The organism is Nocardia sp. NPDC059691, from assembly GCF_042733915.1.
Taxonomy (GTDB): domain Bacteria; phylum Actinomycetota; class Actinomycetes; order Mycobacteriales; family Mycobacteriaceae; genus Nocardia; species Nocardia sichangensis.
In genome coordinates, this window is sequence record NZ_JBHWFB010000025.1 from 21774 (window position 1) to 47592 (window position 25819).

Consider the following 25819-nt stretch of genomic DNA (forward strand, 5'->3'; position numbering starts at 1 on the left):
GACCGATACCGCGAGCTCGCCGTTTCGCCTGACGACGCGGCGGGTATCTGGTGGTCGTGAACCGCTCCCGGCGACCAGGCTGTGAATGAGCTTGCATAGTCATGCATAATCATCACATGGTTGATTCCTCGGGCGGACCCGCCGTGCGGGTCGCGGTAGCCGGTGCCAGCGGGTACGCGGGCGGCGAAGTGTTGCGTCTGCTGCTGGGGCATCCGGCCTACCGAACCGGGCGCCTCGTCATCGGGGCGCTGACCGCGGGCTCCAATGCGGGTACCCCGCTGGGGGAGCTGCAGCCGCATCTGCTGCCGCTGGCCGATCGGGTGCTCGCGCCGACCACGGCCGCCGAACTGGCCGGACACGACGTGGTCTTCCTCGGCCTGCCGCACGGTCAGTCCGCGGCCATCGCCGCCGAGTTGCCCGAGTCCACCGTGATCGTCGACTGCGGCGCCGACTTCCGGCTCACCGACCCCGAGGCCTGGGAGAAATACTACGGCAGCCCGCACGCGGGCAGCTGGCCCTACGGGTTGCCCGAGCTGCCCGGCGGCCGGGAGAAGCTGCGGGGCGCGACGCGGATCGCGGTCCCCGGCTGCTATCCGACCGTCGCCAGCCTCGCGCTGGCTCCCGCCGTCGCCGCGGGCATCGTCGAGCCCACCGTGCACGTGGTCGCGGTGAGCGGCACCTCCGGAGCGGGCCGCAAGCTGGACATCGGGCTGTTGGGGTCGGAGGTGATGGGTTCGGCGCGGGCCTACGGGATCGCGGGCGCGCACCGGCACACCCCCGAGATCGCGCAGAACCTCACGGCGGCAGGCGGCACGGACGTCACGGTGTCCTTCACGCCGGTACTCGCGCCGATGCCACGCGGCATCCTGGCCACCTGCACCGCACCGATTCGCGTCGACGCGGCGCAGGCGCGCACGGTCTACGAAAAAGCCTATGCCGACGAGCCTTTCGTGCACCTGCTGCCGGAGGGCGTGCTGCCGCAGACCGGGTCGGTGCTCGGCTCCAACGCCGTCACCCTGCAGGTGGCCGTGGACGCCGACGCGGGCGTGCTCGTGGTGATCGGCGCGATCGACAACTTGACCAAGGGCACCGCGGGCGCCGCGGTGCAATCGATGAACCTGGCCCTCGGCTTCGAGGAGACCGAAGGACTTTCCACCGTAGGAGTGGCACCGTGACATCGACCGACACCGCCAGCGGCAAGCTGGTCCGCACCCAGGGCGTGACCGCACCGCTCGGCTTCCGCGCGGCGGGCATCGCCGCGGGCATCAAGGTCAGCGGCAAGCCGGACCTGGCGCTGGTGTTCAACGAGGGGCCGGAGTACCCGGCCGCGGGCGTGTTCACCCGCAACAAGGTGAAGGCCGCTCCGGTGCTGTGGTCGCAGCAGGTGCTGACCGGCAAGCGGCTGCGCGCGGTGATCCTGAACTCCGGCGGCGCCAACGCCTGCACCGGCCCCGGCGGGTTCCAGGACACGCACAAGACCGCCGAGGAACTCGCCGCCGCGCTGAGCAACTGGGGCACCGAGACCGGGGCGGGGGAGATCGCGGTCTGCTCCACCGGGCTCATCGGCGACCGGCTTCCGATGGACAAACTGATCCCCGCCGTCACCGAGATCGTGCACGAGATGGGCGGCGGCCTGTCCGGCGGCGCTGATGCCGCGTGGGCCATCATGACCACCGACACGGTGCCCAAGGAGGCGGCGTTCCACCACCGCGACAAGTGGAACGTCGGCGGCATGGCGAAGGGCGCGGGCATGCTGGCCCCGTCGCTGGCGACCATGCTGGTCGTGCTCACCACCGACGCGGCGGTGACCGCCGATCAGCTCGACCGCGCGCTGCGCAACGCCACCGCGCGCACCTTCGACCGGCTCGACGTGGACGGCTCCTGCTCCACCAACGACACCGTCCTGCTGCTGGCCAACGGCGCCAGCGAGGTCAGCCCGAGCCAGGAGGAGTTGGACGCCGCCGTGCTCGCGGTCTGCGACGATCTGGCCGCCCAGCTGATGGCCGACGCCGAGGGCGTCACCAAGCGGGTGCTGGTCACCGTCGCCGGCGCGGTCACCGAGGACGAGGCCGTGGCCGCGGCGCGCACCGTCGCCCGCGACAGCCTGGTCAAGACGGCGCTGTTCGGATCCGACCCGAACTGGGGCCGGGTGCTCGCGGCGGTCGGCATGGCGCCGGTGACGTTGGACCCGAACCGGATCTCGGTGTCGTTCAACGGCAAACCGGTGTGCATCGATGGCGTCGGCGCGCCCGGCGCACGCGAGGTCGATCTGTCCGGCGCCGACATCGAGGTGCTGATCGACCTGAACGTCGGCTCCGCGCGCGCGACCATCCGCACCACCGACCTCTCGCACGGTTACGTCGAAGAGAACTCGGCCTACAGCTCATGACCAGCGATGTGTTGCACACGCTTTCGGCGTTGGACAAGGCGCACGTCCTGGCCGACGCCCTGCCGTGGTTGCAGAAGTTCCGGGACAAGATCGTCGTCGTGAAGTACGGCGGCAACGCCATGGTCGACGACGACCTCAAGCGGGCTTTCGCCGCCGACATGGCGTTCCTGCGCACGGTCGGCGTCCACCCGGTGGTGGTGCACGGCGGCGGCCCGCAGATCAGCGCGATGCTGAAGAAGCTCGGGCTGCAAGGGGAATTCCGCGGCGGCTTCCGGGTGACCACACCCGAGGTGATGGACGTGGTGCGGATGGTCCTGTTCGGTCAGGTCGGCCGCGAGCTGGTCGGCCTGATCAACTCGCACGGCCCGTACGCGGTCGGCATCTCCGGTGAGGACGCCCGGCTGTTCACCGCGACCCGCCGCACGGTCGAGGTCGACGGCGAGCCCACCGACATCGGGCTGGTCGGCGACGTCACCGAAGTGAACCCGGATGCCGTGCTGGATCTGATCGGGGCGGGCCGAATTCCCGTGGTGTCGACCATCGCCCCGGACGCCGACGGCGTGGTGCACAACATCAACGCCGACACCGCCGCCGCGGCGCTCGCCGAGGGCATCGGCGCCGAGAAGCTGGTGATGCTCACCGACGTCGAAGGCCTGTACACGAACTGGCCGGACCGGTCGTCGCTCACCTCCAGCATCGATACGAAAGCGTTGGCCGAGTTGCTCCCACGCCTCGATGCGGGCATGGTGCCCAAGATGGAAGCCTGCCTGCGCGCCGTGACGGCCGGGGTGCCGACCGCGCATGTCATCGACGGCCGGGTCCCGCACGCCGTGCTGCTGGAACTGTTCACCGGAGAAGGAATCGGAACGATGGTGACGCCCGCCCCGCTCATCCCGAACGGGTCCGGCGCGCCGAACGGAACGAAACAATGAGCACAGCTGAACTGCAGCAGCGGTGGTCCGCCGCGCTGATGAACAACTACGGCACACCGAAGGTCGCGCTGGTCCGCGGCGCGGGAGCCGTGGTCTACGACGCGGACGGCAAGCGCTACGTCGATTTCCTCGGCGGCATCGCGGTCAACAGCCTCGGGCACGCGCACCCGGCGATTCTGGAGGCGGTCACCCAGCAGCTCGGCACGCTCGGACACGTGTCGAATCTGTATGCCAGCGAGCCGGTCGTCGAGCTGGCCGAGCGGCTGCTCGCGCACTTCGGCGACGGCGAAGGCCGGGCGTTCTTCTGCAACTCCGGCACCGAGGCCGTCGAAGCGGCGTTCAAGATCGCCCGGCTGACCGGGCGGCCCAAGCTCGTCGCCTGCGAGGAGGCGTTCCACGGCCGCACCATGGGCGCGCTCGCCCTCACCGGGCAGCCGTCCAAGCGCACCCCGTTCGAACCGATGCCGCCCGGCGTCGTGCACGTGCCCTACGGCGACGCCGCGGCGCTGGAGGCCGCGGTCGACGAGGACACCGCCGCGGTGTTCCTCGAGCCGATGATGGGGGAGAGCGGCGTGGTGGTACCGCCGTTCGACTACCTGGCCAAGGCGCGGGAGATCACCGCGCGCAAGGGTGCGCTGCTGGTGCTGGACGAGGTGCAGACCGGCATCGGCCGGACCGGGAAGTTCTACGCCCACCAGGCCGTCGGCATCGTCCCGGACGTGATCACCCTGGCCAAGGGCCTCGGCGGCGGACTGCCGATCGGCGCGGTGCTGGCCACCGGGCGGGCGGCCGATCTGCTCACCCCCGGCATGCACGGCACCACCTTCGGCGGCAATCCCGTGTGCGCCGCGGCGGCGCTCGCGGTGCTGCGCACGATCGATGAGACCGACCTGCTCTCGCACGTCGAGTCGGTCGGCAAGCGGCTCAGCGACGGCATCGAACTGCTCGAGCATCCGCTCATCGATCAGGTGCGCGGTGCGGGCCTGTTGCTGGGCATCGTGCTCACCGACGAGGTGTCCGCACAGGTCGAGGCGCGGGCGCGGGAAGCGGGCTACCTGGTCAACCCGGCCAAGCCCGACGTGATCCGGCTGGCGCCGCCGCTGGTGCTCACCGAGACCCAGGCCGACAATTTCGTCGCCGACCTGCCCGGGATCCTCGACGCCGCGCTCGCTGACGCGAAAGGAGCTGCGGCGCAATGACTTCCGTGCGGCATTTCCTGCGTGACGACGATGTCAGCCCGGCCGAGCAGGCCGAGATCCTCGCCCTCGCGGCCGAACTCAAGAAGTCGCCGTTCGCGCGGCGCCCGCTGGAGGGTCCGCGCGGCGTCGGCGTGATCTTCGAGAAGAACTCCACCCGCACCCGGTTCTCCTTCGAGATGGGCATCGCCCAGCTCGGCGGGCACGCGGTGGTCGTCGACGGCCGCGACACCCAGCTGGGCCGGGAGGAGACGCTCGGCGACACCGGCCGGGTGCTGTCCCGGTACGTGGACGCCATCGTGTGGCGCACCTTCGAGCAGTCCCGGCTGGACGAGATGGCCGCCACCGCGACGGTGCCGGTGGTCAACGCGCTGTCCGACGAGTTCCATCCCTGCCAGGTGCTCGCGGACCTGCAGACGCTCGCCGAGCACAAGGGCGACCTGACCGGCCGCGAACTGGCCTACTTCGGCGACGGCGCCAACAACATGGCGCACTCGCTGCTGCTGGGCGGCGTCACAGCGGGTCTGAACGTGACCATCGCCGCGCCCGCCGGGTTCGAGCCGCAGCCGTGGGTGGTGGAGGCCGCGCGCAAGCGTGCCGCCGAAACCGGCGCGACCGTCACGGTGACCGGCGATCCGGTCGCCGCCGCGTGGGGAGCCGACGCGCTGGTCACCGACACGTGGACGTCCATGGGGCAGGAGAACGACGGCCTGGACCGGGTGGGTCCGTTCCGCCCGTTCCAGCTCAACGCCGAGCTGCTCGCGCACGCGAAGCCGGACGCGGTCGTGCTGCACTGCCTGCCCGCGCACCGTGGCGAAGAGGTCACCGACGAGGTGCTCGACGGGCCGCACAGCGTGGTGTGGGACGAGGCCGAGAACCGCCTGCACGCGCAGAAGGCGCTGCTGGTCTGGCTGCTGGAGCGACGATCAGGGGGCTCGGCGTGAGCGGTCGGGTCAAGAGGCAGCGGAGCGGGACCGGCTCCGCTCGTGCCGGATGGGCACAGCGTGAGCGAGGGCGTGCGTATCACCGGCATGGCTCGTGCTCACCGTGCCCAGCGGGCGAATCCGTCCTCAGCGAGGTGCGGCGGTGAGGGCGTGTCAGCGCGTGCACCCCGCTCAGCCGCGTACGCCGATCCGGCGCCCCAGCGAGGTGCGGTCGTGAGCCTTTCGCAGTCCGAATCGGGACGAAGCAGCCCGGCCATCGCACGCACCCGCGCCGGGCGGCAGTCGCGCATCGTCGAATTGTTGTCGGCGCACGCGGTACGCAGCCAGACCGAACTCGCGGCGCTACTCGCGGCCGAGGGCATCGAGACCACGCAGGCGACGCTGTCGCGCGACCTGGACGAACTGGGTGCGGTGAAACTGCGTGCCGCCGACGGCGGCGCGGGCGTCTACGTGGTGCCCGAGGACGGCAGTCCCGTCCGCGGCGTCACCGGCGGCACCGACCGGCTGTCCAAGCTGCTCGGCGACCTGCTGGTCTCCACCGACGCCAGCGGAAACATCGCGGTCCTGCGCACCCCGCCCGGCGCGGCTCACTACCTGGCCAGCGCTCTCGACCGCGCGGCACTGCCGTACATCGTCGGCACCATCGCGGGCGACGACACCATCGCCGTCATCGCCCGCGAACCCCTGACCGGTGCGGAAGTAGCCGCGAAGATCGAACAACTAGCCTGATCCGTCCCCGCCTCATCGAACCGCAACGACCTTCCCCGCGGGCGTCGCCGCATCGAACGGTCGGTCCGGCCGGTGCCGCGTCCGGCGAGGTCGATGCGGAAACGCTTCATGTTGCTCGCTGCCTGAACTGATCCCCGGGTTGGCGCAGCTGTCCGGCCGCCAGATCGAGGACAGTCGTCGGACGCAGCCCGCCCGGGAGTTGGAAGACCGCTCCAGGCCCGAAGTTGAGGGCGGCGTCGAGGTCGAGGGCCGCGTGGATGAGGGCGAGGTGGGTAAAGGCCTGGGGGAAGTTGCCGATCTGGCGTCCGCTCGGGTCGATCTCCTCGGAGTACAGCCCCAGGTGGTTGGCATACGTCAGCATCTTCTCGAAGGCGTACTGGGCCTCATCCAGGCGGCCTGCGCGGGTCAGGGCGGCGACGTAGAAGAACGAGCACAGCGAGAAGGTCCCTTCCGATCCCCGGAGGCCGTCGGGCGAGGCGCTCGGGTTGTAGCGGTAGACCAGGCTGTCGGTGACCAGTTCTTCGTTCATCGCGTCCAGTGTGGACAGCCAGAGCGGGTCCTTGGGAGCGACGAAGCCGACCAGGGGCATCAGGAGGTTCGAGGCGTCGAGGACCTGGGTGCCCGGGTGCTGGGTGAAGGCGCGTCGCGAGGAGTTCCAGCACTTGCTCATGACCTGGTGGGAGATGGCGTCACGCGTGGATGCCCACCGCCGCACGTCGCCCGGCCGTCCTCGGGACTCCGCCATGCGAATGCCCCGGTCCAGGGCCACCCAGCACATCACCCGGCCGTAGGTGAAGTCCTGTCGTCCGCCGCGTGTCTCCCACACGCCCTCGTCGGGCTGGTCCCAGTTCTCGCACAACCAGTCGAGGATCTTGGTGAGCTCGAGCCAATCGTGGTAGCCGACCGCCTCGTACGGCTCGGCCAGGGCTATCGCCTCCATCACCTCGCCGTAGATGTCGAGCTGGAGCTGGCCGGCCGCCCCATTCCCGATACGTACCGGGCTGGACCCCCGGTAGCCTTCGAAATGGTGCAGCGTCTCCTCGGCCAGATCCGAGGACCCGTCCACTCGGTACATGATCCTCAGCGGCCCGGAGTCAGCGCCGACCTGCTCCGAGACGCGATCGGAAACCCATTTCAGGAACGCCGTCGCCTCGTCGATGTAGCCGAGGCCCAGCAGCGCGTAGACCGATGCCGAGGCATCCCGGATCCAGGTGTAGCGGTAGTCCCAGTTCCGCTCACCGCCGAGCTGTTCGGGAAGACCGACGGTCGGAGAAGCAACGAGCGCACCTGTCGGCGCGTAGGTCATGAGCTTGAGCGACATGGCTGAGCGATGAACCATCTCCCGCCACCGACCCTGGTAGGTGCACTTGCCGAGCCAGCCGCGCCAAAACCTGACGGTGTCGTCGAACAGCGTCATCGCCTCACCAGGGGATACCGGCTGTGGTGCTCGGCTTGCCGCGGTCTCCAGCACGAACCCCCTGATCTCACCGGCCACGAGGCTGAAGTCGAGTCGGACACCGTCGTCACGCGCGCGCTCCACGCCTGCGGCGCCGTGCAGAACGACGTCCTGCCCGTTCGCGCGGAAGACGGCGCCTTCGCTCGTGAGCGACACCTCGTGGAGCTGCCGGGCGAAGTCGAAGCGCGGCTCGCACTCCAACCGGAAGGTCATTTCACCCCGCAAGCACCGCACTGCCCGGACGATTTTGTGGTTCTGGGTTACTTTCGACGGGTTGTCGACGGGCATGAAGTCGACGAGTTCCGCGATCCCGGCGTCGCTCGTGAACCGGGTGATCAGGCACGCCGACTGCGGGAAGTACATCTGATTGGTCATGGTGTCGTCACGTGCCGACGTGATCCGGAACCGTCCTCCCTTTCGCGCGTCCAGGAGCGAGGCGAAGATGCTCGGAGAGTCGAAGCGCGGAGCGCAGAAGAAATCGATCGTCCCGTCTTTCGCGACGAGGGCGGCCGTCTGCAGGTCTCCGATGAGGCCGTGATCGCTGATGAGGGCGTAGTCGCTCACGTCGAGCTCCTTTGTCGGCTTGATGACGACAGGTTGTGTGCCGACCCCCACTCCGGGCGCCCGGCCTGACGGGCGCCCGGCGCGGTCCGCCCACCAGCAGGGCTCGAAAGACCTGCAACGACAGGGCAGTTCGTCTGTCGGCCCTCCGGGCCCGGTCGTCCCACTGGCCACTCGGACAGCTGCCGATGGCGGATCGCGCATCCGTGTCTAGGGGTTTCGGGAGGCCGCTTTCGCGCGCTCGCCGGCGTACTTGCGGGCATCCAGAGCATCCAGGACCGCGAGCCGCGCGTTGTCGACGACCCATCCGGCGTAGGCGATCGCGTCGGACGCATCGGCCTCTGCGAACTCGGCCTCCGCCGCGGCCATATTCGCGTCGATCTGGTCGTTACGTTTGTCGATCTTGGCCTTGACGTCCTCCATCTTCGCGCTGGCGTCGGCTCTTATCTGGGCCCACTTACCCTGCCTCTTGCCTGTAGCCTCACCTTCCTTTCGCTCGGCCGCCGTTCCTTCGAGATCGACCTGCGCCTGCCCGATGCGTTGCTCCAGGTTCTGCCGCGACTCGTTGGCCGCGACCCGCACCTGCGCGAGATCGGCTGAGGTTCGCTTCTCCAGGCTCTCGAACTGCGTGAGTAGATCCATTGGTCCTCCCTCTCGAGGTGGTGGTACGTCGGCCAGCTTCCGGGCGACTGCTCGACGACTCCTTCCAGCAACTCACACAGATACGAGCAGCGCATCACCCTCGCCGGATGAGACTGACGAGGTTCGTCCACGAGGTGCACACATGAGCTGAGGTATCCGCTGGTCAAAGGCGCAGTTCTTCCGTCGTCGTACCGGGTCGCCATGGACCGAGACGTAAGATACGGAAGTGTCAGGGTCAGCAACCCGCCAATGGGGGCATGACGTGTCAGTCCGATGCCGACGAGCGGACAACGATCCTCCGCGGAACCCGACCAGTGGGGTCTGCGAAGGCGATCCGAGGTCGCCATCGGCAGCTGGTGGCAGCCGGGGGAAAGGGTCATGACCTTCCCCCCGGTACCCCGGCCGAGCAGCGGCTCGGCCGAGCAGAGATCGGCCCGTTGTGGCTGGAGTGCCGTGGACCCGCCGCTACGGCCGGTGTTGTTTGTCAACCCGAAGTCGGGCGATGGGGCGGCCGGCCGCGCGAGGGTTGCTGAACGGGCACAGGATCTCGGCATAAAGGTGGTCGTTCTCGATGCCGGCCAGAGCCTCACCGAGCGCGTCGAGGAGGCGGTGAGGCAGGGCGCGGACGCGCTGGGGATGGCTGGTGGCGACGGCTCCCTCGCGGTCGTGGCAGCGGCCGCCGCCGCGCAGGGTGTGCCGTTCGTCTGCGTCCCAGCCGGGACACGTAACCACTTCGCGCTCGACCTGGGAGTGAACCGGCAGGACGTGGCAGGCGCGCTCGACGCGTTCACCGATGGGGTCGAGCGCCGGATCGACCTGGCAGAAGTGAACGGCCGCGCATTCGTGAACAACGTCTCACTCGGGATCTACGGTGAGGCGGTCCGCCATCCGGCCTATCGCGACGCCAAGGTGCGCACTCTTGTGGAGACGGCCGATCGGGTGGCCGGCCCCGGTGGAAGGGCACCGGCGCTGCACCTCGTCGACGACGTAGGCCGCCAGCACACTCAGCTCGCCGTCGTGCTGGTTTCGAACAACCCCTACGCCTTGGGCCCTCCCGTCCTGGGCAGTCGCCCGTCGCTCGAGAGCGGCCTACTTGGCATCGTCGTTCTCGACGCACCGAATGCCAGGCGGCATCCTCCAGGGCGCGCTTGGAGCGCCCCGGACTTCGAGGTCTTCGCCCCCGCGCCCGTGCACGCGGGTATCGACGGCGAGTCAGTGGTGCTGAACGCGCCGCTCAGGTTCGCCATTCGCCCGGCAGTGCTCCGCGTGCGCATCTCGTCCCGGCATCCTGGCGCCTCGCCCTCCGCTCGCCCGCGACCCGCAAAGTTTCCGAGGAGCGCTTCACCGTCCGTCCGCCGGCAGGCGTCGGAGTAGGCGGCCGGGTACGACGCCTCTCCGCCTCGACGACCGATGCCTGCGGCCGCGTACGCCCGCCACCATGGCCGACGTTCCGGCTCCGAGGACCGAGCCGAGCACGACGTCACCGGGGTAGTGCACGCCGGTGTGCACCCTCGAATAGGCCACCCCACTGGCGAGCAACCGGATCGGCACTGCCAGCGCCGGGTAGTGCCGGCCCACCGTATAGGCGAACGCAAAAGCCGAGGCCGCGTGACCGGACGGGAAAGACGCGGACTCCGGCATCGGAACGAGACGGGCTTCGAACGGGTCCGGGTCGGGTCGCTCCGGACGCCGCCGGTGGGCAAGAGGCTTGATGCCGAGATTCACGGTCGCTGACGTCGCACCGATCGCGAGCACACCCTCGAGCGCCACCTGGCGTCCACGTCCACCTCCGAGGGCGGCGATCACCACAGCGATGCCGAGCCACAGACGTGAGTAGTTCGCCGCCTTCGAAAGCCGGCGAAAGGCATCGTCCAACTGAGGCGTGGGAGTCACCGCCACGGCTCGGTACGCCGCTCGGTCGACCGCTCCCAGTTCGCGCAACGCTTCCGCCCACGGGGACCTCGCACCCCGCTGGTCCTCGACCTTCCTTGCGATGGCGTCCCCGACCGTCTGCTGCTTGTCGATCCGCTCCGACATAGGGTGATCGTAGGTCGAGGGCTGCTACCGCCGATCGACCAGTGCGCGCGAGGCGCGACCCGATTGTGATGGGTCGAGCGCGCCGAGTTCGACGGCGCCACCGCCTTGAACGACAGGACCCGTTCGGCACGCGTCGGCGGCATCCGGCGGAAGACCGAAGGCGGCGCGATCCGGCTCGACCCGGAGATGACCTAGCCGTACGCGTTCTGCGCTCGAGGAGGCCACCCGGGATCGGCCGCCCGACGGGCGGCCCAGCGCGCACTCGACGAGGACGTCACCGCCCTGGTTCACGGTGCGGAAACGATGCAGCGCGTGCGTGCGGCCGGCTGGCCATGCGCTGGTCGACGGCGACTGCACGCACCATCGAATCCCACACCCGGTGTGTCAGGTTGACCCCGGCGCAGCCCAGTGCGAAGGAGGCGAGTCGAGGCGTCGGGAGCGGTTGAGCATGGGGAGGCCGACAGTGATTTCGATCCAGCTCACTTGTCGGTCGAGCTGAAGATCCTGCGGCTGTACATGGGCACGGCTGATGGGTGCCGGCTCTCCAGCGGAGCGCGGAACCCGACCCCGATTATGAATGAGCTTGCATCATCGTGCATAATCATTTGCAGAACGACGCAGGGCCGTTAAGACTGGTCGCGAGGCGTCGGGGCCGGGCCCTTCCCACCGCTCGGACACCCGCCATACTGCTGATACACCTACCGAACCATCGAGGAGCACACAGAACATGTCCGAGCGCGTCGTACTCGCCTACTCCGGTGGGCTGGACACCTCCGTCGCGATCAGCTGGATCGGCAAGGAGACCGGCGCCGAAGTGGTGGCCGTGGCCATCGACCTCGGCCAGGGTGGCGAGGACATGAACGTGGTGCGCCAGCGCGCCCTGGACTGCGGCGCGGTCGAGGCGATCGTGGTCGACGCGCGCGACGAGTTCGCCGACCAGTACTGCCTGCCCACCATCCAGGCCAACGCGATGTACATGGGCCAGTACCCGCTGGTGTCGGCGATCAGCCGCCCGCTCATCGTCAAGCACCTGGTCGAGGCCGCCAAGTTCCACGGCGCGAGCACCGTCGCGCACGGCTGCACCGGCAAGGGCAACGACCAGGTCCGCTTCGAGGTCGGCATCGGCGCGCTCGCGCCCGACCTGAACGTGATCGCCCCGGTTCGCGACTACGCCTGGACCAGGGAGAAGGCCATCGCCTTCGCCGAGGAGAACGCGCTGCCGATCAACGTCACCAAGAAGTCGCCGTTCTCCATCGACCAGAACGTCTGGGGCCGCGCGGTGGAGACCGGGTTCCTCGAGGACCTGTGGAACGCCCCGACCAAGGACGTCTACGACTACACCTCCGACCCGACCGTCAACTTCGAGGCTCCCGACGAACTCATCGTCACCTTCGACAAGGGTGTTCCGGTGGCCATCGACGGCCGCCAGGTCAGCGTGCTGGAAGCGATCATCGAGCTGAACCACCGCGCCGGCCGCCAGGGCGTCGGCCGCCTGGACATGGTCGAGGACCGCCTGGTCGGCATCAAGAGCCGGGAGATCTACGAGGCTCCTGGCGCCATCGCGCTGATCACCGCGCACCAGGCCCTGGAGAACGTCACCATCGAGCGCGAGCTGGGCCGGTACAAGCGGCAGGTCGAGCAGCGCTGGGGCGAGCTGGCCTACGACGGCCTGTGGTTCTCCCCGCTCAAGCGCGCGCTGGACGCCTTCATCCTGGACACCCAGCAGCACGTCTCCGGCGACATCCGGATGGTGCTGCACGGCGGCTCCGCCGTGGTCAACGGCCGCCGCTCGGAGCAGTCGCTCTACGACTTCAACCTGGCCACCTACGACGAGGGCGACACCTTCGACCAGTCCCTGGCCAAGGGCTTCGTCCAGATCCACGGCCTGTCCTCCAAGGTCGCCGCCCGCCGCGACCTGAACCAGAAGTAAGCCTCAGGCGTGCCGGTGCCCGACCGAGCACCGGCACGCCGACGCGTCCCGCGAGGTCGTAGTCTCGAATCGGCGTTCGGAGTGCGCTGACCAGGGCAGCAGTGCAGCCGAAAGGCAACTTCCGAGCACCTCGGCCCCGGCGCGCGTGGCCGCTCCCGGCAGATAATGTCGAGCAACCACCGAATGGCCCGGCTGCGTCGAGCAGGAACGCACCACTCGACCTCGCGCGCCGACGCGACAACTCGTTTCTCGAGCCAACGGAACGAGTGAGTCGCAAGCCAACGACACCAACCCACCGCACAACTGATCTCGCGCATCAACGCACCAACTGATCTCGCAAGAACATGGGTAACTCACCGGGTACGCCCAAACCCCGACCGACACCCAACGCAAGACCTGAACGCAAACCAACCACTTACTCAACTAGTACGGCCTAAAGACCCGGAGAGGCGGACGAGCATGAGCACGAACCAAGGTGCGCTCTGGGGCGGGCGATTCGCCTCCGGACCGGCCGAGGCCATGGCCGCGCTGAGCAAGTCGACGCACTTCGACTGGGCGCTGGCCCCCTACGACATCCGCGCGTCGAAGGCGCACGCGCGTGTGCTGCACAAGGCCGGGCTGCTCTCCGACACCGACCTGTCCGGCATGCTCGACGGGCTGGATCGCCTCGCTGCGGACGTAGCGTCCGGCGCGTTCGGCCCCGCCGAGTCGGACGAGGACGTACACGGCGCATTGGAACGCGGCCTGATCGAACGGGTGGGCGCCGAACTCGGTGGCCGGTTGCGGGCGGGGCGTTCGCGCAACGACCAGGTGGCCACGCTGTTCCGGATGTGGCTGCGCGACGGCGTGCGCCGGGTGGCCGCGGGCGTGCTCGCGGTGGTCGACGCGCTGGTGGAGCAGGCGGCCGCGCATCCGGACGCCGTGATGCCGGGTAAGACCCATTTGCAGGCGGCGCAGCCGGTGCTGCTGGCCCATCACCTGCTCGCGCACGCGCACCCGCTGCTGCGCGACCTCGACCGGCTGCGCGACTTCGATCGCCGCGCGGCGGTGTCGCCCTACGGTTCCGGCGCGCTGGCGGGCTCCTCCCTGGGACTCGACCCGGAGGCCATCGCCGCGGATCTGGATTTCGACGCGGCCGCCGCCAACTCGATCGACGCCACCTCGGCGCGGGACTTCGCCGCCGAGGCCGCGTTCGTGCTCGCCATGATCGGCGTCGACCTGAGTCGGATGGCCGAAGAGGTGATCCTCTGGAGCACACCGGAATTCGGCTATGTCACGCTGGCCGACGCCTGGTCGACCGGCTCGTCGATCATGCCGCAGAAGAAGAACCCGGACGTCTCCGAGCTGACCCGAGGCAAGGCGGGCAGGCTGATCGGCAATCTCACCGGCCTGCTGGCCACCCTCAAGGCGCAGCCGCTGGCCTACAACCGCGACCTCCAAGAGGACAAGGAACCTCTCTTCGACTCGGTCGCGCAACTCGAACTGCTGCTCCCGGCCATCGCGGGCTTGGTCTCGACGCTGACCTTCCACACCGATCGCATGGCCGAACTCGCGCCCGCGGGTTTCACGCTGGCCACCGATATCGCCGAATGGCTGGTCCGCCAGGGTGTTCCGTTCCGGGTCGCGCACGAGGCGGCGGGTGCGTGCGTGCGTGCCGCCGAGTCCCGCGGCGTCGGCTTGGACGAGCTCACCGACGAGGAGTTCGCCGCGATCGACCCGGCGCTGACCGGGAAGGTGCGCGAGGTGCTCACCGTGCAGGGCTCCATCGCGTCCCGCAACGCCCGGGGCGGTACGGCCGGTGTCCAGGTCGCGGCGCAGCTCGCGGAGGTGCGCGAGGCGGCGGCCGCGGCGCGAGCCTGGCTGGACTGAACCCGGGCTCCGCCCGCTGTCCGCGATCCGCGACCCGGCCTATCCGACGACGGTGATGTCGGCTCCGCTGAACAGCAGATCGCTGCGGCGCCGGGGACCCACGCCGAACCGTTGCGCCGGTTCGGCCTCCGGCGTCAGCTCGCGCAACTGCCGGAGAAATACCTCGACCGCCAGCGTGGCCATGCTCTTGCCGGGACAGACATGCCTGCCGAATCCGAAGGTCAACGGCAACTTGCCGGTCCGGTCCAGCGCCAGGCAGTCGGGAAACGCCTCCGGGTCGCGGTTCGCCGCGGCGAACATCACGAGCAACGGTCCGGCGGGCAGCCGGGTGCCGCTGGAGAGTACGACCGGCGTCCTGGCCCGACGCTTCCATGCCACCAGTCCCGGATCGAGTTGCAGGATCTTCGCCGCGACCCGTGCGCCGCCGTTCGGCTCGGCGAGCAGATCCCACCAGACGCGGTCCGGATCGCCGAGCAGTCGCTGGACGCCTTGCTGAATGCTGCCGCTCACCGTGTGCACGCCTGCGGCCAGTGAATTCGCCATGGCGGATACCGCGATCCGATGGGACAGCCCGGCGTCGCGCAGTGTGCGGGCGAACCCGGTCGCCTCGCTGCCGCGGCCCGCGCGGACCGCTCTGCCGCTGACGGTGAACAGCCAGCCGAGCGCGCTCACCGCGTCGGCCAGTTCGCGTCCGCGCATCACCCGGCCGAGCAGTCCCGATTGCGCTCCGCTCCAAGCGGCCACGTTCGGCCAGTCCGATGCGGGCAAGCCGACCGCCGCACCGACGGTCCTGGCGGCATAACCGATCGACAACGCAGTCACGTCCAACGGCGAGCCGGGCCGGAATCCCGCGTCCCGCACCGCCGCGTGGAAGTGCTCGGCCATCTCGGCGGCCCGGGCGGGCCGATCGGCGGGGGAGATGGTGAAATGCCCGGAAGGCCCGGCCATGGTATTCCACACCCGCTTGTGCAACAGGTCGTCGGACAGGTTGGCGGTCGCCTTCGCGGGTGGCGGAACCAGGTGCCGGACGAAATGCGGGATGGCGCGGGGCGTCGCCGCGATGCGCGCGTAACCGACGAGGGGATCCAGCGAATTCGCGTTGGAGATGCCCGGCGTCGTCGCGTCCAGCACTTCGCGCACGTCGTCGTACTTCCAGATCATGCGCAGCCCGGACCGATGCGCGTAACTCGGTTCCGGCCACTCGTGCAAACGCCGGTACCTCTCGTCGCGTTCGGCATACGGCAACTCGTTGCAGGTCACTTCGTCGAGGGGGAAACCGGTCACCGCAACGTTCGAGCTACGCATCGGCCGAGCGTATCGGCACGTCGGCAACGGTCGCCGGTCCGCGAATCCCCGGCACTGGGAGGGCCGGCGCCAACTGCTGCCGGGCCGAGCCGGGTCGCGGCTGTGACTAGGCTGCGAAAATGACCTTGTTGCTGCTCGCCTTGGCCATCGCCTCCGAGGTGACCGCGACCGTTTCACTGAAACTGTCCGACGGATTCACCAAGCTCGTCCCTTCGATCGTCGTGGTCGTCGGCTATTGCACGGCGTTCTTCTTCCTCGCCCAGGCGCTGAAGCGAGGGATGCCGATCGGGGTGGCTTACGGCATCTGGTCGGCGATCGGCGTCGCCGCGATCGCGCTGATCGGCGTGCTGTTCCTCGACGAGCGGCTGACCCTCGTGCAGGTCGGCGGCATCGGGCTCGTGATACTCGGCGTGCTCGCCTTGGAACTCGGCGGCGCGCACTGACTTCGGTTGCGAGGCATCCCGCGAGTTGTCGCGGGTCAATCCGATACGTGGACCCCGTATCCCGCGTTCCCGAGGGCGGTGAGCACGTCGTCGCGATGAGCGGTACCTCGTGTCTCCAGCGTGAGCGCCACTTCCACCTCGTCCACGGCCAGCCACGTCCCGGTGCGCGAGTGTGCCACGTCGACCACGCTTGCGCCCGTCTTGCCCACCACCGCCAGCAGCGATCCCAGCGCGCCGGGGCGATCGGAAATCGTCACGCGCACGGCGAGATAGCGACCTGCCGCGCTCAGGCCGTGACCTATCACGCGGGTCAGCAGCAACGGGTCGATATTGCCGCCGGACAGGATCGCGCAGACCGGCCCCCGCAGGCCGAGTTCCTCGGGCGAAATACTCATCAGAGCGGCGACCGCCGCGGCGCCCGCCGGTTCGACGATCAGCTTCGCGCGTTCCAGGCACAGCAGCAGCGCCTGCGACAGCGCTTCCTCGTCCACCGTCACGATTCGTGAAACATGCCGGGCCACATGGCCGAACGGCACTTTGCCGGGCTGTCCGACCGCGATGCCGTCGGCCATCGTCGACATCCGCTCGACGCGGATCGGGCGGCCCGCCGCCAGCGAGCCCGGCCAGGCGGCCGCTTCCGCCGCCTGCACCCCGATGACGCGGACGTTCGGCGCCAGATGCCGCAGCGCGACCGCGACTCCCGCCAAGAGCCCGCCGCCGCCGGTGGGCACGAGCACCGTGCCGACCTGCGGCAGCTGCTCCGCGATCTCCACGCCGACGGTGGCCTGACCGGCCACGATATCGGGATGGTCGAACGGATGGATCAGCGTCGCGCCGGACCGGTCGGCGAAATCCAGTGCGGCGTCCAGCGACTCGTCGATGGTCTCGCCCACCTGGCGGACTTGCGCACCGTATGCCTTGGTCGCCGTCACCTTCGGCAGTGATGCCCCGACCGGCATGAACACCGTCGACTCGATGCCCAGCGAGGCCGCCGACCACGCGACGCCTTGCGCGTGGTTACCGGCGCTCGCGGCCACGACGCCGCGCTCCCGAACCTCCTGCGGCAAATTCGCGATTCGGTTGTAGGCCCCGCGCGGCTTGAACGACCCGGTGCGCTGCAAATTCTCGCATTTCAGCCACACTTCGGCGCCCACGCGCTCGGACAACACTCGCGAGGCCAGCAGCGGCGTGCGCCGGATCACCGGGTCCAGCAGCCGCGCGGCAGCCGCGATCCGCGGCATGTCGACCGTCTCCATAGCGCCATGCTGCCACTCGGGCAGACGAGATCAGGCGGCTCTGGCGAGGTTGTGCGCCAGCGTCCCCAAGCGCGCCAAGCGCGCGTCGCCGAGCGGAGTGATCCGGCTGCCCAGGCGATTGGTGACGAAGCCGAGCGACATCCCGGTCGCCGGGTCGGCGAAACCGCCGGAGCCGCCGAGGCCGAAATGGCCGAAAGCCGAGATGGGTTCGGCTTTGGACGGCTTCATCGGCACGCCGTGGTAACCCAGCGCCCAGGGAATACGGAAGGCCAGCACGTAGTCGGGGGTGAACACCTGCCGCCGGGTGATCTGCTCGATGGTGTCCGGGCGCAGCAGCTGATGCCCGTCCAGTTGCCCGCCGTTGGCGAGCGCGCCGTACACGCGGGCCAGCGCGCGGGCGGAGAAGACGCCGTTGAGGCCGGGCATCACCGAGTCGTGCAGGCGCGGATCGGCTACCAGCTCGGCGAAACCCACGGGGGTGGTGTCGGCGGCGGCCGCGAAGCGGGTGCGGGCGAGCATCCGCGAGCCACGCTCCCAGCTCATGCCCGCGACCGTCAGGCGCGGGAAATTGGTGGCGATACGCCCGCGCTCGGCTGCCGGGACCCGGAACCACAGTTCCTCGGCCGCGAGCGGTCGCGCGATCTCGGTGCGCAGCGCGTCGGTGAATTCCGTTCCGGTCACCCGGCGCACCAGCTCCGCGGCGAGGTGTCCGTAGGTGATGCCGTGATAGCCGCTGGTCACCTTGTGCCGCGGATCGGGCGCGGCGGCCGCGAGCGCCGCGGTGACCGCGGCGTCGTCGAAGAATCGCTCGACCGGTCCGGGCAGCAGCCCGCGCAGCCGGTGCAGCCCGGCCCGGTGGGTCAGCATTGCCCGAACGCTGATGCGCTCCTTGCCCGCCGCCGCGAACTCCGGCCAGTAGGTCGCGAGCGGCTCGTCGTAGTCGATCAGGCCGCGCTCGGCCAGGCGATGCACCAGCGTGCTGGCGATCCCTTTGCCGGTGGAGAACGCCATCGCGACGGTGTCGTGCGCCCACGGGACATCCGGATGCGCGTAACCGGCCCAGACGTCGACCACCGGCTCGCCGTGCAAGTAGACCGCCAGCGCTCCGCCGCCGTCGGACGGACGCCGGAACAGCCGGTCGAACTCCGCCACCAATCGCGCGAAGCGGCGATCTACGAATTGTCCTGCCGAAACTGTCATCGAAACCTGTGCCTGTCTTTCAGCGCCTGCGGCGTCGCGAACAATCCAATGCTAGGTGTCTCGTTTCGCTCCAGACCGGTGGCCGGGACCCGCACCCACCACGCGACCGGTCGGTACTGTGAGAAGACGTTTCCTGACCGTCACACGGGTGACCGGGAACGCAACACGCTGCCCCTAGCGTGTTGTCATGCCCCCGAGACGACGTTCGGCGCTGCTCGCGAGGTTGGTCGTCGACACACCCGGCCGCCCGCAGATCATCCTCGGCGAACTGCGCCGGGTGATCCTCGACGGGGCGGTGCCGCCCCGCACCGTCATCCCGCTGCGCGAGGTGGCGGAACTGTTCGGCGTGAGCCATATTCCGGTGCGCGAGGCGCTCAAGACGCTGATCGGGGAGGGGCTGGTCACCCACGAGCCGCACGCCGGATACACGGTGGCGCAACTGACCGCCGCCGAGTTGCGCGAGATGTACATCGTGCGGCAGACCTTGGAGACGGCCTCGCTCGCCGCGGCCGCCATGAACCACTCCGCCGCCGACCGCGCCGAACTGCTGGATGTGAACGAGGCCCTGGAACAGGCGATACGCGACGACGACCCGGCCGCCTACCACCGTGGGTCGCGCACCTTCCATGTGGCGCTGACCCGGCCGTCACGCATGTTCCGGTTGCTGCACATGCTCGAAGCGGCGTGGAACGTCACCGAGCCGGTGCAGTCGATGGTGCACATCGGCCGGGCCGACCGAGTGCGGCTGCACACCGACCACGCGTTGATGCTGGACGCGTTCCTGGCCAGGGACGTCGAGCGCCTGCTGCTCGTCGCCGAACATCACCATCGCAGGCTGGAGTCCGTGATCGCGACCTTGCCCACCGATACCGGTCTGCTCGCCCCGGAAGATATATCTGCCGCGCAATAGCCGGGCAATAACCGCGCAATGGACGGGCAATAGCCGATTCCTACTGTCGTTTCGATCACAGTTTCACCCTTCGGATGGGAAACACCATGACCGAAACCATCGCCGCGGCACCCGCTCCCGAGCGGATCGCCCCCGCAGGCTACGACCCACGGCTGACCAACGACGATCTCGCGCCGCTGCGCAAGCAGAACTGGGGCTCTTACAACATCTTCGCGTTCTGGATGTCGGACGTGCACAGCGTCGGCGGCTATGTCACCGCGGGCAGCTTGTTCGCGCTCGGCTTGGCCAGCTGGCAGGTACTGGTGGCCCTGTTGATCGGGATCACCCTGGTGTATTTCTTCTGCAATCTGGTCGCCAAGCCGAGTCAGGCGACCGGCGTGCCGTACCCGGTCATCTGCCGCAGTGCCTTCGGCGTGCTCGGCGCCAATATCCCCGCGATCATCCGCGGGCTGATCGCGGTGGCCTGGTACGGCATTCAGACATTCCTCGCTTCGGCGGCACTGGATGTCGTACTGGTGAAGCTGTTTCCGTCCCTCGCGCCGTACGCGGTGGCAGGCGACTACGGATTCCTCGGTCTGTCGCTGCTCGGCTGGGGCAGCTACCTGACGCTGTGGGTGGTGCAGGCCTGCGTTTTCTGGCAGGGCATGGAGTCCATTCGCCGGTTCATCGACTTCTGCGGGCCCGCGGTGTACGTGGTGATGTTCCTGTTGTGCGGTTACCTGATCGCGAAGGCCGGCTGGGGCGCGATCGATCTGAACCTGGGCGCGGTGCGGTACACCGGATGGGATTCGGTGCCCGTGATGCTGGGCGCCATCGCGCTCGTGGTCTCCTACTTCTCCGGGCCGATGTTGAACTTCGGCGACTTCTCCCGGTACGGCAAGTCCTTCGCCGTGGTCCGCCGGGGCAACCTGCTCGGTCTCCCGCTGAACTTCCTGCTGTTCTCGTTGCTGGTGGTGATCACCGCCTCGCTGACGGTGCCGGTCTACGGCGAGCTGATCACCGACCCGGTCGCCACGGTGGCGCGCATCGACAGCACCTTCGCGATCGTGCTCGGCGCACTGACCTTCACTGTCGCCACCATCGGCATCAACATCGTCGCGAACTTCATCTCGCCCGCCTTCGACTTCTCGCACGTGAGTCCGCAGCGCGTCAGCTGGCGCGCGGGCGGCATGATCGCCGCGGTGGGCTCGGTGCTGATCACGCCGTGGAATCTCTACAACAACCCGGAGGTCATCCACTACACGCTGGAGGTGCTCGGCGCCTTCATCGGCCCACTGTTCGGGGTGCTCATCGCCGATTACTACCTGGTACGCAAGCAACGCGTGGCGGTGGACGACCTGTTCACGATGTCCAGCAGCGGACGCTATTGGTATCGCGGCGGATACAACCCGGCCGCGGTGATCGCGACGGTGGTCGGCGCGCTGGCCGCGGTGATGCCGGTGCTGGCCAAGGATGTCACCGGTATGTACACCGCGGCACAGTACAGCTGGTTCATCGGTTGCGGCCTCGGCTTCGTGGCCTACTACGTCCTGGCCACGCGCACCCGGCCGGCGATGCGGGAGAGCGTGGCCTGATGCATATCCGTGTGGTCAACCCCAATACCTCCCGGGCGATGACCGACACGATCGAGCGGTGTGCCAGGGCCGTCGCTGGTCCTGGCACCCTGCTCGACGCGGTGACCTCGGAGATGGGACCGGCCTCGATCGAAAGTCACTACGACGAAGCGCTCAGCGTTCCCGGCCTGCTCGCCGCGATCCGGGGCGGGGAGGCCGAGGGGGTCGACGGCTACGTGCTGGCCTGCTTCGGCGACCCCGGTCTCGACGCCGCGCGCGAGCTGGCCGGGGGACCGGTGATCGGGATCGCCGAGGCCGCTATGCGTACCGCCGCTCATCTCGGTCGCGGGTTCAGCGTGGTCACCACCCTGGGCCGGACCGTCGGCCGGGCGGCCGATCTGGCGGAGCGCTACGGGATGCGGCACTTCTGCCGCGGTATCCACGCCTGCGAGATTCCCGTGCTCGCCCTCGACACCGATCCGGACGCGCGCAAGATCGTCACCGAAGCGTGCCGGGAAGCGGTCGAGGCGGACCGGTCCGACGCGATCGTCCTCGGCTGCGCGGGGATGGCCGATCTGTCCGCACACGTGCGCGCCGAGGTCGGCGTGCCGGTGGTGGACGGTGTGGCGGCGGCGACCCTGACCGTCCAATCGCTGCTCACGCTCGGTCTGCGCAAGTCCGGCCGGGGCGAATTCGCCGCGCCGCCGCCGAAGCCTTACACCGGCTCGCTGCGATCGTTCGGCGCCTGAGCGAGGCTCAGGCGGCTACCGCGATGGCGAGCTTGCGCAGTTCGGCGTCCGGGTCGGCCACGTCGACCACGAGCCGTGTGACGTCCGCGCCCGCCAAGTCGATACGGATGGCGTGTCCGTCGAATCGGGTGTCCCAGAATTCCTTGCGGCCCTTGCCGCGGAAGGTCCCGGCCGCGATCACGCCGGGGAAGAAAGTGCCGGGCGTGCGCACCCACGGCGGGCGGCGGTCGACCCCGGCCATGCCGAGCGCGGTGACGGCGGACAGGTCGAAACTCAGCTGGTCGCGCAGCGCCAGCAGCTGATGCGCACCGAGCACGTGCACCGTCACCGTCGTTCCGGTGACCTCGAATTCCACCATCACGCACCTCACTTCACCGAGAACTCGTACCTCTCAACGATGCAGAACGGTCCTGGTCACAGCCTGTGCCGTTCCTATGAGTTCTCTCAGTTTCACTCCATGTTGTTACATGGATATGCGCATCAATCGATGTCACGCACCGTGCCGAGTGTGTCGACCAGCGCGAATGTCGAGCTACAACCGGCTCGGGAGGGAAAGCCGTCGTGAATTCGCGGGCTGGATCGAGGCAGCCGCGCCTGCGCAGTCGGCGAGATGTGTTCGGCTGCCTCGGACCAGGAGAAAACGATACGACGAATCAGTGCGCAGAGGTTCCTGTGACGTGCGCGTGTTCCGCGACGTCGAGGACACCGGCCAGCCATGGGGTGTAGGCGTCCGGGTTGTCGGCCAGCGCGTCGCGTAGCGCGTCCGGCTGAATCCACGCGAAGTCGGCGACCTCGGCCGGATCCGGTCGAGGGTTGCCGATGTCGAGGCGCCCGATCAGAACGTGATCCCACTCGGATTCGACGCGGCCGGTGCGCAGGTCCGCCGCGTGGTAGCGGTAGATCCCGGCCTCGGTGAGCGCGATCGTCAGGCCCATTTCCTCGGCCAGCCGCAGCCCCGCCGCGGCAGCGACCGGTTCGCCGGGTGCGGGGTGGCCACAGCAGGTGTTGGCCCACAGCGACGGGAACCTGGTCTTGACCGCCGCACGCTGCTGCAAGAGCACCCGGCCCGCCGAGTCGAACAGCAAGACGGAGAACGCGCGGTGCAGTCGTCCCGGGGCCAGGTGTGCCTCGGCGACCGTGCACGCGCCGACCGCGCGGCCCGCGTCGTCGACGAGTTCGACGGGCAGGGCCTCGCGGTCGGTGTACGGCTGGGCGAGGGCGTCGGTCACCTACCCACCTTATCGGCGGCGATGAGCAGGTAGTGGAAGCTCCCCTCCTGGTACGCGGTCAGGAACGGCTTCTCGACGCCGGTGGCGAGCTCGGAATGCGTGCGCAGCTCCCAGTACGGGATGGTCGCCGCGGTGAGTTCGGTCACGGAGATGGGCACCAGGTTGTTCGCGGCCAGGGCGCGGAAGTACTCGCCGCGCGGATGGATCATGCAGCCGTAGTGCGCGTCGATCCAGCTGACCGAGGACGCGCGACCGCCGGTCACGTCGTTGGAGCAGCCGGTGATGCACACGTAGCGTCCGCCCGGCTCCAGCAGGCGGGAGAACTCGCTGAACAAATCGAAGAGGTCCACGTACATCGTGGTCTCGTTGGTCCAGATCCCGCGCATGGAACCGGTCTCGAAGCCGGTGTCGAGCATGTTGCGGAAGTGGAACCGCACCTTCTCCGCGACGCCGCGGTGAACAGCCTGGTCGTTGGCGAAGCCGACCTGATATTCGGAGATGGTCACGCCGTCGACCTGGCAGCCGAAGCGCTGGTTGGCCATGAAGCTGGTGCCACCGCGGCCCGAGCCGCCGTCCAGCAGCCGGTCGCCGGGCCGGACGTCGCCGAGGTGGTCGAGCAGGAAGTCCGCCTGCGCGGTCTCCAGCCGGTGCAGTTCGGCGACGATGCGTTCCTCGCGGGTGTCCGCCGGGCCGGTCAGCACGGACAGGTCCGGCTCGCCGATGCCGTAGTGGTGGTGGTAGAGCCCGTCGACCTCACCGAGTTTGGTGTTGACCCGGTCGTCGTTCGGGTTGTTGTTCCAGTACGCGGCGACGGATTTCTGGTAGCTGGTACGCAGAACGGTCCCGGTCTCCGGGTTGAGCATGGTCATGCGCGATCATCCTCTCTCGGTGCGGTACTGCTTCGTTGCTCTCTTACAGGTGGCTCTGGTGCGGGTCGCGATAGCGCTTGCTGTCGGCGTGCCAGGCGCGGTTGCCTCCCATCCAGGCCCACAGGCCTGCGAGGAAACGGCGTAGTTCCGGCGAGCCGAGCGCGGCCAGGGGCGCCGCTTCCCGTTCGAACCGGTGCACGAGTTCGTCGTGCACCTCGGCGGTGCGCAGCACGGCCTCGCGGCGCGAGCAGCGCTCCTCGGCGGCCAGGACGGTCGGCAGGTTGAACTCCCTGCCGTTGGAGAGATCCTCGCGCGCCATCGAATACAGGTCGTTCACCATCTGGCTGGCCAGCGCGGCGGTGGTGACCACGCGGCGCACCGCGGGGTCGGTGTACTCGGCGGCCGGTAACTCGTAGCCGCCGACCACATCGGTCGGCGCCATGCACGGCAGGAAGCTGTGCGGTTGCCGATTGGCGAGGTACTCCCACACCGGCGGCATCCGCCCCGCCGAGCGCCAGCCCGCTTCCGCTCCGAGCGCGATGAACCAGCCCGCGATCTCGGTGCGCAGCCGGGCCAGTTGCGCAGGACGTGCGTAGCGTGCGAGGTGCTCGAAGGACGTGCGAAACGCGCGCAGGATCGGATCGGCTTCGAGAGCGGCCTCGAGCTGGGCGACGTAACGCGCGGGAAGATGGACCGGGTCCATGGCGGCGGCCGCCAATTCGAGCCGGGGACCCAACTCCGCCTCGGCGCTGGAGGGGGTGCCGTCCGGTGCCCGGTCGTCGGCATCCTCCTCGCAGTAGTAGTCGTCCACGGACCATTCCGAGACCGCGCATTTCGCCGCCGCCAGCAGCCGGTCGGCATCGTCGCAGTCCGGGTGGGCGAGCATGATCAGCCGGCCGAAATCGGCGTCGCGCAACTCCTCCAGCCGTCCCTCGTACAACCCGATGTCCCTGGCCCAGTCGACGATGCCGGTGTTGACGGCCTCGGCGAGAGCCGGATCGTCACGCAGCGGCGGCGGGCAGTACAGCGGTGGAATCGGATCCTGCCGATCGCGGCACACCGCGGCGGTGCCGGATCCGGTCGGTGCGCGTGGCACCCGTGCGGGACCGCCCGCGGCCACCGACCCGATGCTCGGTTGCGTCCGCGTGCCCGTGCGAGGTGGCCCCGCGAGGCCGTGTAGCAGCGCCGACGGCGTGCCGAGCCCGGTGGGTCCGGTGGGAATGCGTGGCGCCGCGGGCAACGGAGTTCCTCCCGTCACCGGGGGCGGCCCCGGTGCGGTGGCGAGAACTGCGGCTGCCCCTTCGATGGCTGCTCCCGGCGTGCCGGCGCGGACAGCGGTAGGGGAGGTCGCCGCCACGGCGGGCGTCGTGGCAGCGTCCGCGCCGGTACGGGGAAGCAAAAGCGCGGCGGCGCCCAGGCCGGACGGACCGAGCAGAGCGCGCGGTGTGACCCCCGCCTGTCCGGCTCCCAACGAAACATCAGGCGGATCAGCCGCTTTCGTCGACAACAGGTCAGCCGGAGCGGTCGTGCTGGTATCAGTGAGTAGCGCGACGACGGTGGCGGCCGCCTCATCGGTGGCGTGCGCCGCCGCGGCGCGGGAGAGCACCGACATGCCCATCA

At 69.1% G+C, this 25819-nt stretch carries 23 protein-coding genes; 13 read left to right on the forward strand and 10 right to left on the reverse strand.

Annotation, left to right across the window (positions count from 1 at the left end; all coding sequences use genetic code 11):
* Positions 1–116 precede the first annotated feature (116 nt).
* From argC to ACFV2O_RS35840, 6 genes are all read left to right on the forward strand, one after another.
* Entirely contained in the window at positions 117–1175 is a 1059-nt protein-coding gene (gene argC, locus ACFV2O_RS35815; protein WP_379256157.1) for an N-acetyl-gamma-glutamyl-phosphate reductase, read from the forward strand.
* Positions 1172–2389 (forward strand): bifunctional glutamate N-acetyltransferase/amino-acid acetyltransferase ArgJ, encoded by a 1218-nt coding sequence (argJ, locus tag ACFV2O_RS35820; protein WP_355080694.1) that lies wholly within the window; start codon positions 1172–1174, stop codon positions 2387–2389. The genes argC and argJ overlap by 4 nt, the downstream gene beginning before the upstream one ends.
* Complete coding sequence (gene argB / locus ACFV2O_RS35825) at positions 2386–3321, forward strand: acetylglutamate kinase (RefSeq protein ID WP_355080696.1); 936 nt, start codon at positions 2386–2388, stop codon at positions 3319–3321. The genes argJ and argB overlap by 4 nt, the downstream gene beginning before the upstream one ends.
* Positions 3318–4520, forward strand: coding sequence for an acetylornithine transaminase (locus tag ACFV2O_RS35830; protein ID WP_356968995.1), 1203 nt, complete (start codon positions 3318–3320; stop codon positions 4518–4520). The genes argB and ACFV2O_RS35830 overlap by 4 nt, the downstream gene beginning before the upstream one ends.
* The gene (argF, locus tag ACFV2O_RS35835; RefSeq protein WP_379256160.1) at positions 4517–5461 is read left to right on the forward strand and encodes an ornithine carbamoyltransferase; all 945 of its coding nucleotides are present in this window, start codon (positions 4517–4519) and stop codon (positions 5459–5461) included. Before ACFV2O_RS35830 ends, argF begins: the two co-directional genes overlap by 4 nt.
* A 213-nt stretch (positions 5462–5674) precedes the next feature.
* Positions 5675–6190 (forward strand): arginine repressor, encoded by a 516-nt coding sequence (locus tag ACFV2O_RS35840; protein ID WP_379256161.1) that lies wholly within the window; start codon positions 5675–5677, stop codon positions 6188–6190.
* Positions 6191–6296: 106 nt separating this feature from the next.
* On the opposite strand, the gene ACFV2O_RS35845 is transcribed toward ACFV2O_RS35840, so the two are convergent.
* Both ACFV2O_RS35845 and ACFV2O_RS35850 read right to left on the reverse strand, forming a co-directional pair.
* Positions 6297–8210 (reverse strand): glycoside hydrolase family 15 protein, encoded by a 1914-nt coding sequence (locus ACFV2O_RS35845; RefSeq protein WP_379256163.1) that lies wholly within the window; start codon positions 8208–8210, stop codon positions 6297–6299.
* Between the two features lie 207 nt (positions 8211–8417).
* Complete coding sequence (locus ACFV2O_RS35850; RefSeq protein WP_379256164.1) at positions 8418–8849, reverse strand: hypothetical protein; 432 nt, start codon at positions 8847–8849, stop codon at positions 8418–8420.
* A 453-nt stretch (positions 8850–9302) separates the two neighbouring features.
* Between ACFV2O_RS35850 and ACFV2O_RS35855 the strand changes: the two genes are divergently transcribed.
* Positions 9303–10223, forward strand: coding sequence for a diacylglycerol/lipid kinase family protein (locus ACFV2O_RS35855; RefSeq protein WP_379256165.1), 921 nt, complete (start codon positions 9303–9305; stop codon positions 10221–10223).
* On the opposite strand, the gene ACFV2O_RS35860 is transcribed toward ACFV2O_RS35855, so the two are convergent.
* A complete protein-coding gene (locus ACFV2O_RS35860; RefSeq protein WP_379256166.1) occupies positions 10191–10886 on the reverse strand; it encodes a phosphatase PAP2 family protein in 696 nt (231 codons plus the stop codon). The genes ACFV2O_RS35855 and ACFV2O_RS35860 overlap by 33 nt on opposite strands.
* 727 nt (positions 10887–11613) lie before the next feature.
* Between ACFV2O_RS35860 and ACFV2O_RS35865 the strand changes: the two genes are divergently transcribed.
* Together ACFV2O_RS35865 and argH are read left to right on the forward strand one after the other, a co-directional pair.
* Positions 11614–12816, forward strand: coding sequence for an argininosuccinate synthase (locus ACFV2O_RS35865; protein WP_355080705.1), 1203 nt, complete (start codon positions 11614–11616; stop codon positions 12814–12816).
* A 459-nt stretch (positions 12817–13275) separates the two neighbouring features.
* Positions 13276–14685: an argininosuccinate lyase gene (argH, locus tag ACFV2O_RS35870; protein WP_355080707.1), complete on the forward strand. Its 1410-nt coding sequence runs from the start codon at positions 13276–13278 to the stop codon at positions 14683–14685.
* A 39-nt stretch (positions 14686–14724) separates the two neighbouring features.
* On the opposite strand, the gene ACFV2O_RS35875 is transcribed toward argH, so the two are convergent.
* Entirely contained in the window at positions 14725–15990 is a 1266-nt protein-coding gene (locus tag ACFV2O_RS35875; protein ID WP_379256168.1) for a hypothetical protein, read from the reverse strand.
* A 119-nt stretch (positions 15991–16109) separates the two neighbouring features.
* On the opposite strand from ACFV2O_RS35875, the gene ACFV2O_RS35880 reads away from it, so the two are divergent.
* Positions 16110–16433 (forward strand): multidrug efflux SMR transporter, encoded by a 324-nt coding sequence (locus ACFV2O_RS35880; RefSeq protein WP_355080710.1) that lies wholly within the window; start codon positions 16110–16112, stop codon positions 16431–16433.
* A gap of 35 nt (positions 16434–16468) precedes the next feature.
* On the opposite strand, the gene ilvA is transcribed toward ACFV2O_RS35880, so the two are convergent.
* Together ilvA and ACFV2O_RS35890 are read right to left on the reverse strand one after the other, a co-directional pair.
* Positions 16469–17689 carry a threonine ammonia-lyase gene (gene ilvA, locus ACFV2O_RS35885; protein ID WP_379256170.1) on the reverse strand — a complete coding sequence of 407 codons (1221 nt, stop codon included), beginning with the start codon at positions 17687–17689 and terminating at the stop codon, positions 16469–16471.
* A 30-nt stretch (positions 17690–17719) separates the two neighbouring features.
* On the reverse strand, positions 17720–18889 hold the full coding sequence (locus ACFV2O_RS35890) for a serine hydrolase domain-containing protein (RefSeq protein WP_379256171.1): 1170 nt from the start codon (positions 18887–18889) through the stop codon (positions 17720–17722).
* A gap of 187 nt (positions 18890–19076) precedes the next feature.
* On the opposite strand from ACFV2O_RS35890, the gene ACFV2O_RS35895 reads away from it, so the two are divergent.
* From ACFV2O_RS35895 to ACFV2O_RS35905, 3 genes are all read left to right on the forward strand, one after another.
* Positions 19077–19799: a GntR family transcriptional regulator gene (locus tag ACFV2O_RS35895; protein WP_379256173.1), complete on the forward strand. Its 723-nt coding sequence runs from the start codon at positions 19077–19079 to the stop codon at positions 19797–19799.
* Positions 19800–19885: 86 nt separating this feature from the next.
* Entirely contained in the window at positions 19886–21373 is a 1488-nt protein-coding gene (locus ACFV2O_RS35900; protein ID WP_379256175.1) for an NCS1 family nucleobase:cation symporter-1, read from the forward strand.
* Positions 21373–22101 (forward strand): aspartate/glutamate racemase family protein, encoded by a 729-nt coding sequence (locus ACFV2O_RS35905; protein ID WP_379256177.1) that lies wholly within the window; start codon positions 21373–21375, stop codon positions 22099–22101. Before ACFV2O_RS35900 ends, ACFV2O_RS35905 begins: the two co-directional genes overlap by 1 nt.
* 7 nt (positions 22102–22108) lie before the next feature.
* On the opposite strand, the gene ACFV2O_RS35910 is transcribed toward ACFV2O_RS35905, so the two are convergent.
* The 4 genes from ACFV2O_RS35910 to ACFV2O_RS35925 form a co-directional block, all read right to left on the reverse strand.
* Positions 22109–22459: a hypothetical protein gene (locus tag ACFV2O_RS35910; protein WP_355080795.1), complete on the reverse strand. Its 351-nt coding sequence runs from the start codon at positions 22457–22459 to the stop codon at positions 22109–22111.
* A gap of 295 nt (positions 22460–22754) precedes the next feature.
* Positions 22755–23330: an isopentenyl-diphosphate Delta-isomerase gene (idi, locus tag ACFV2O_RS35915; RefSeq protein WP_355080797.1), complete on the reverse strand. Its 576-nt coding sequence runs from the start codon at positions 23328–23330 to the stop codon at positions 22755–22757.
* Positions 23327–24199 (reverse strand): geranyl diphosphate 2-C-methyltransferase, encoded by an 873-nt coding sequence (locus ACFV2O_RS35920; RefSeq protein ID WP_379256179.1) that lies wholly within the window; start codon positions 24197–24199, stop codon positions 23327–23329. Before ACFV2O_RS35920 ends, idi begins: the two co-directional genes overlap by 4 nt.
* A gap of 43 nt (positions 24200–24242) precedes the next feature.
* Positions 24243–25811 (reverse strand): family 2 encapsulin nanocompartment cargo protein terpene cyclase, encoded by a 1569-nt coding sequence (locus ACFV2O_RS35925; protein WP_379256181.1) that lies wholly within the window; start codon positions 25809–25811, stop codon positions 24243–24245.
* Positions 25812–25819: the final 8 nt, after the last annotated feature.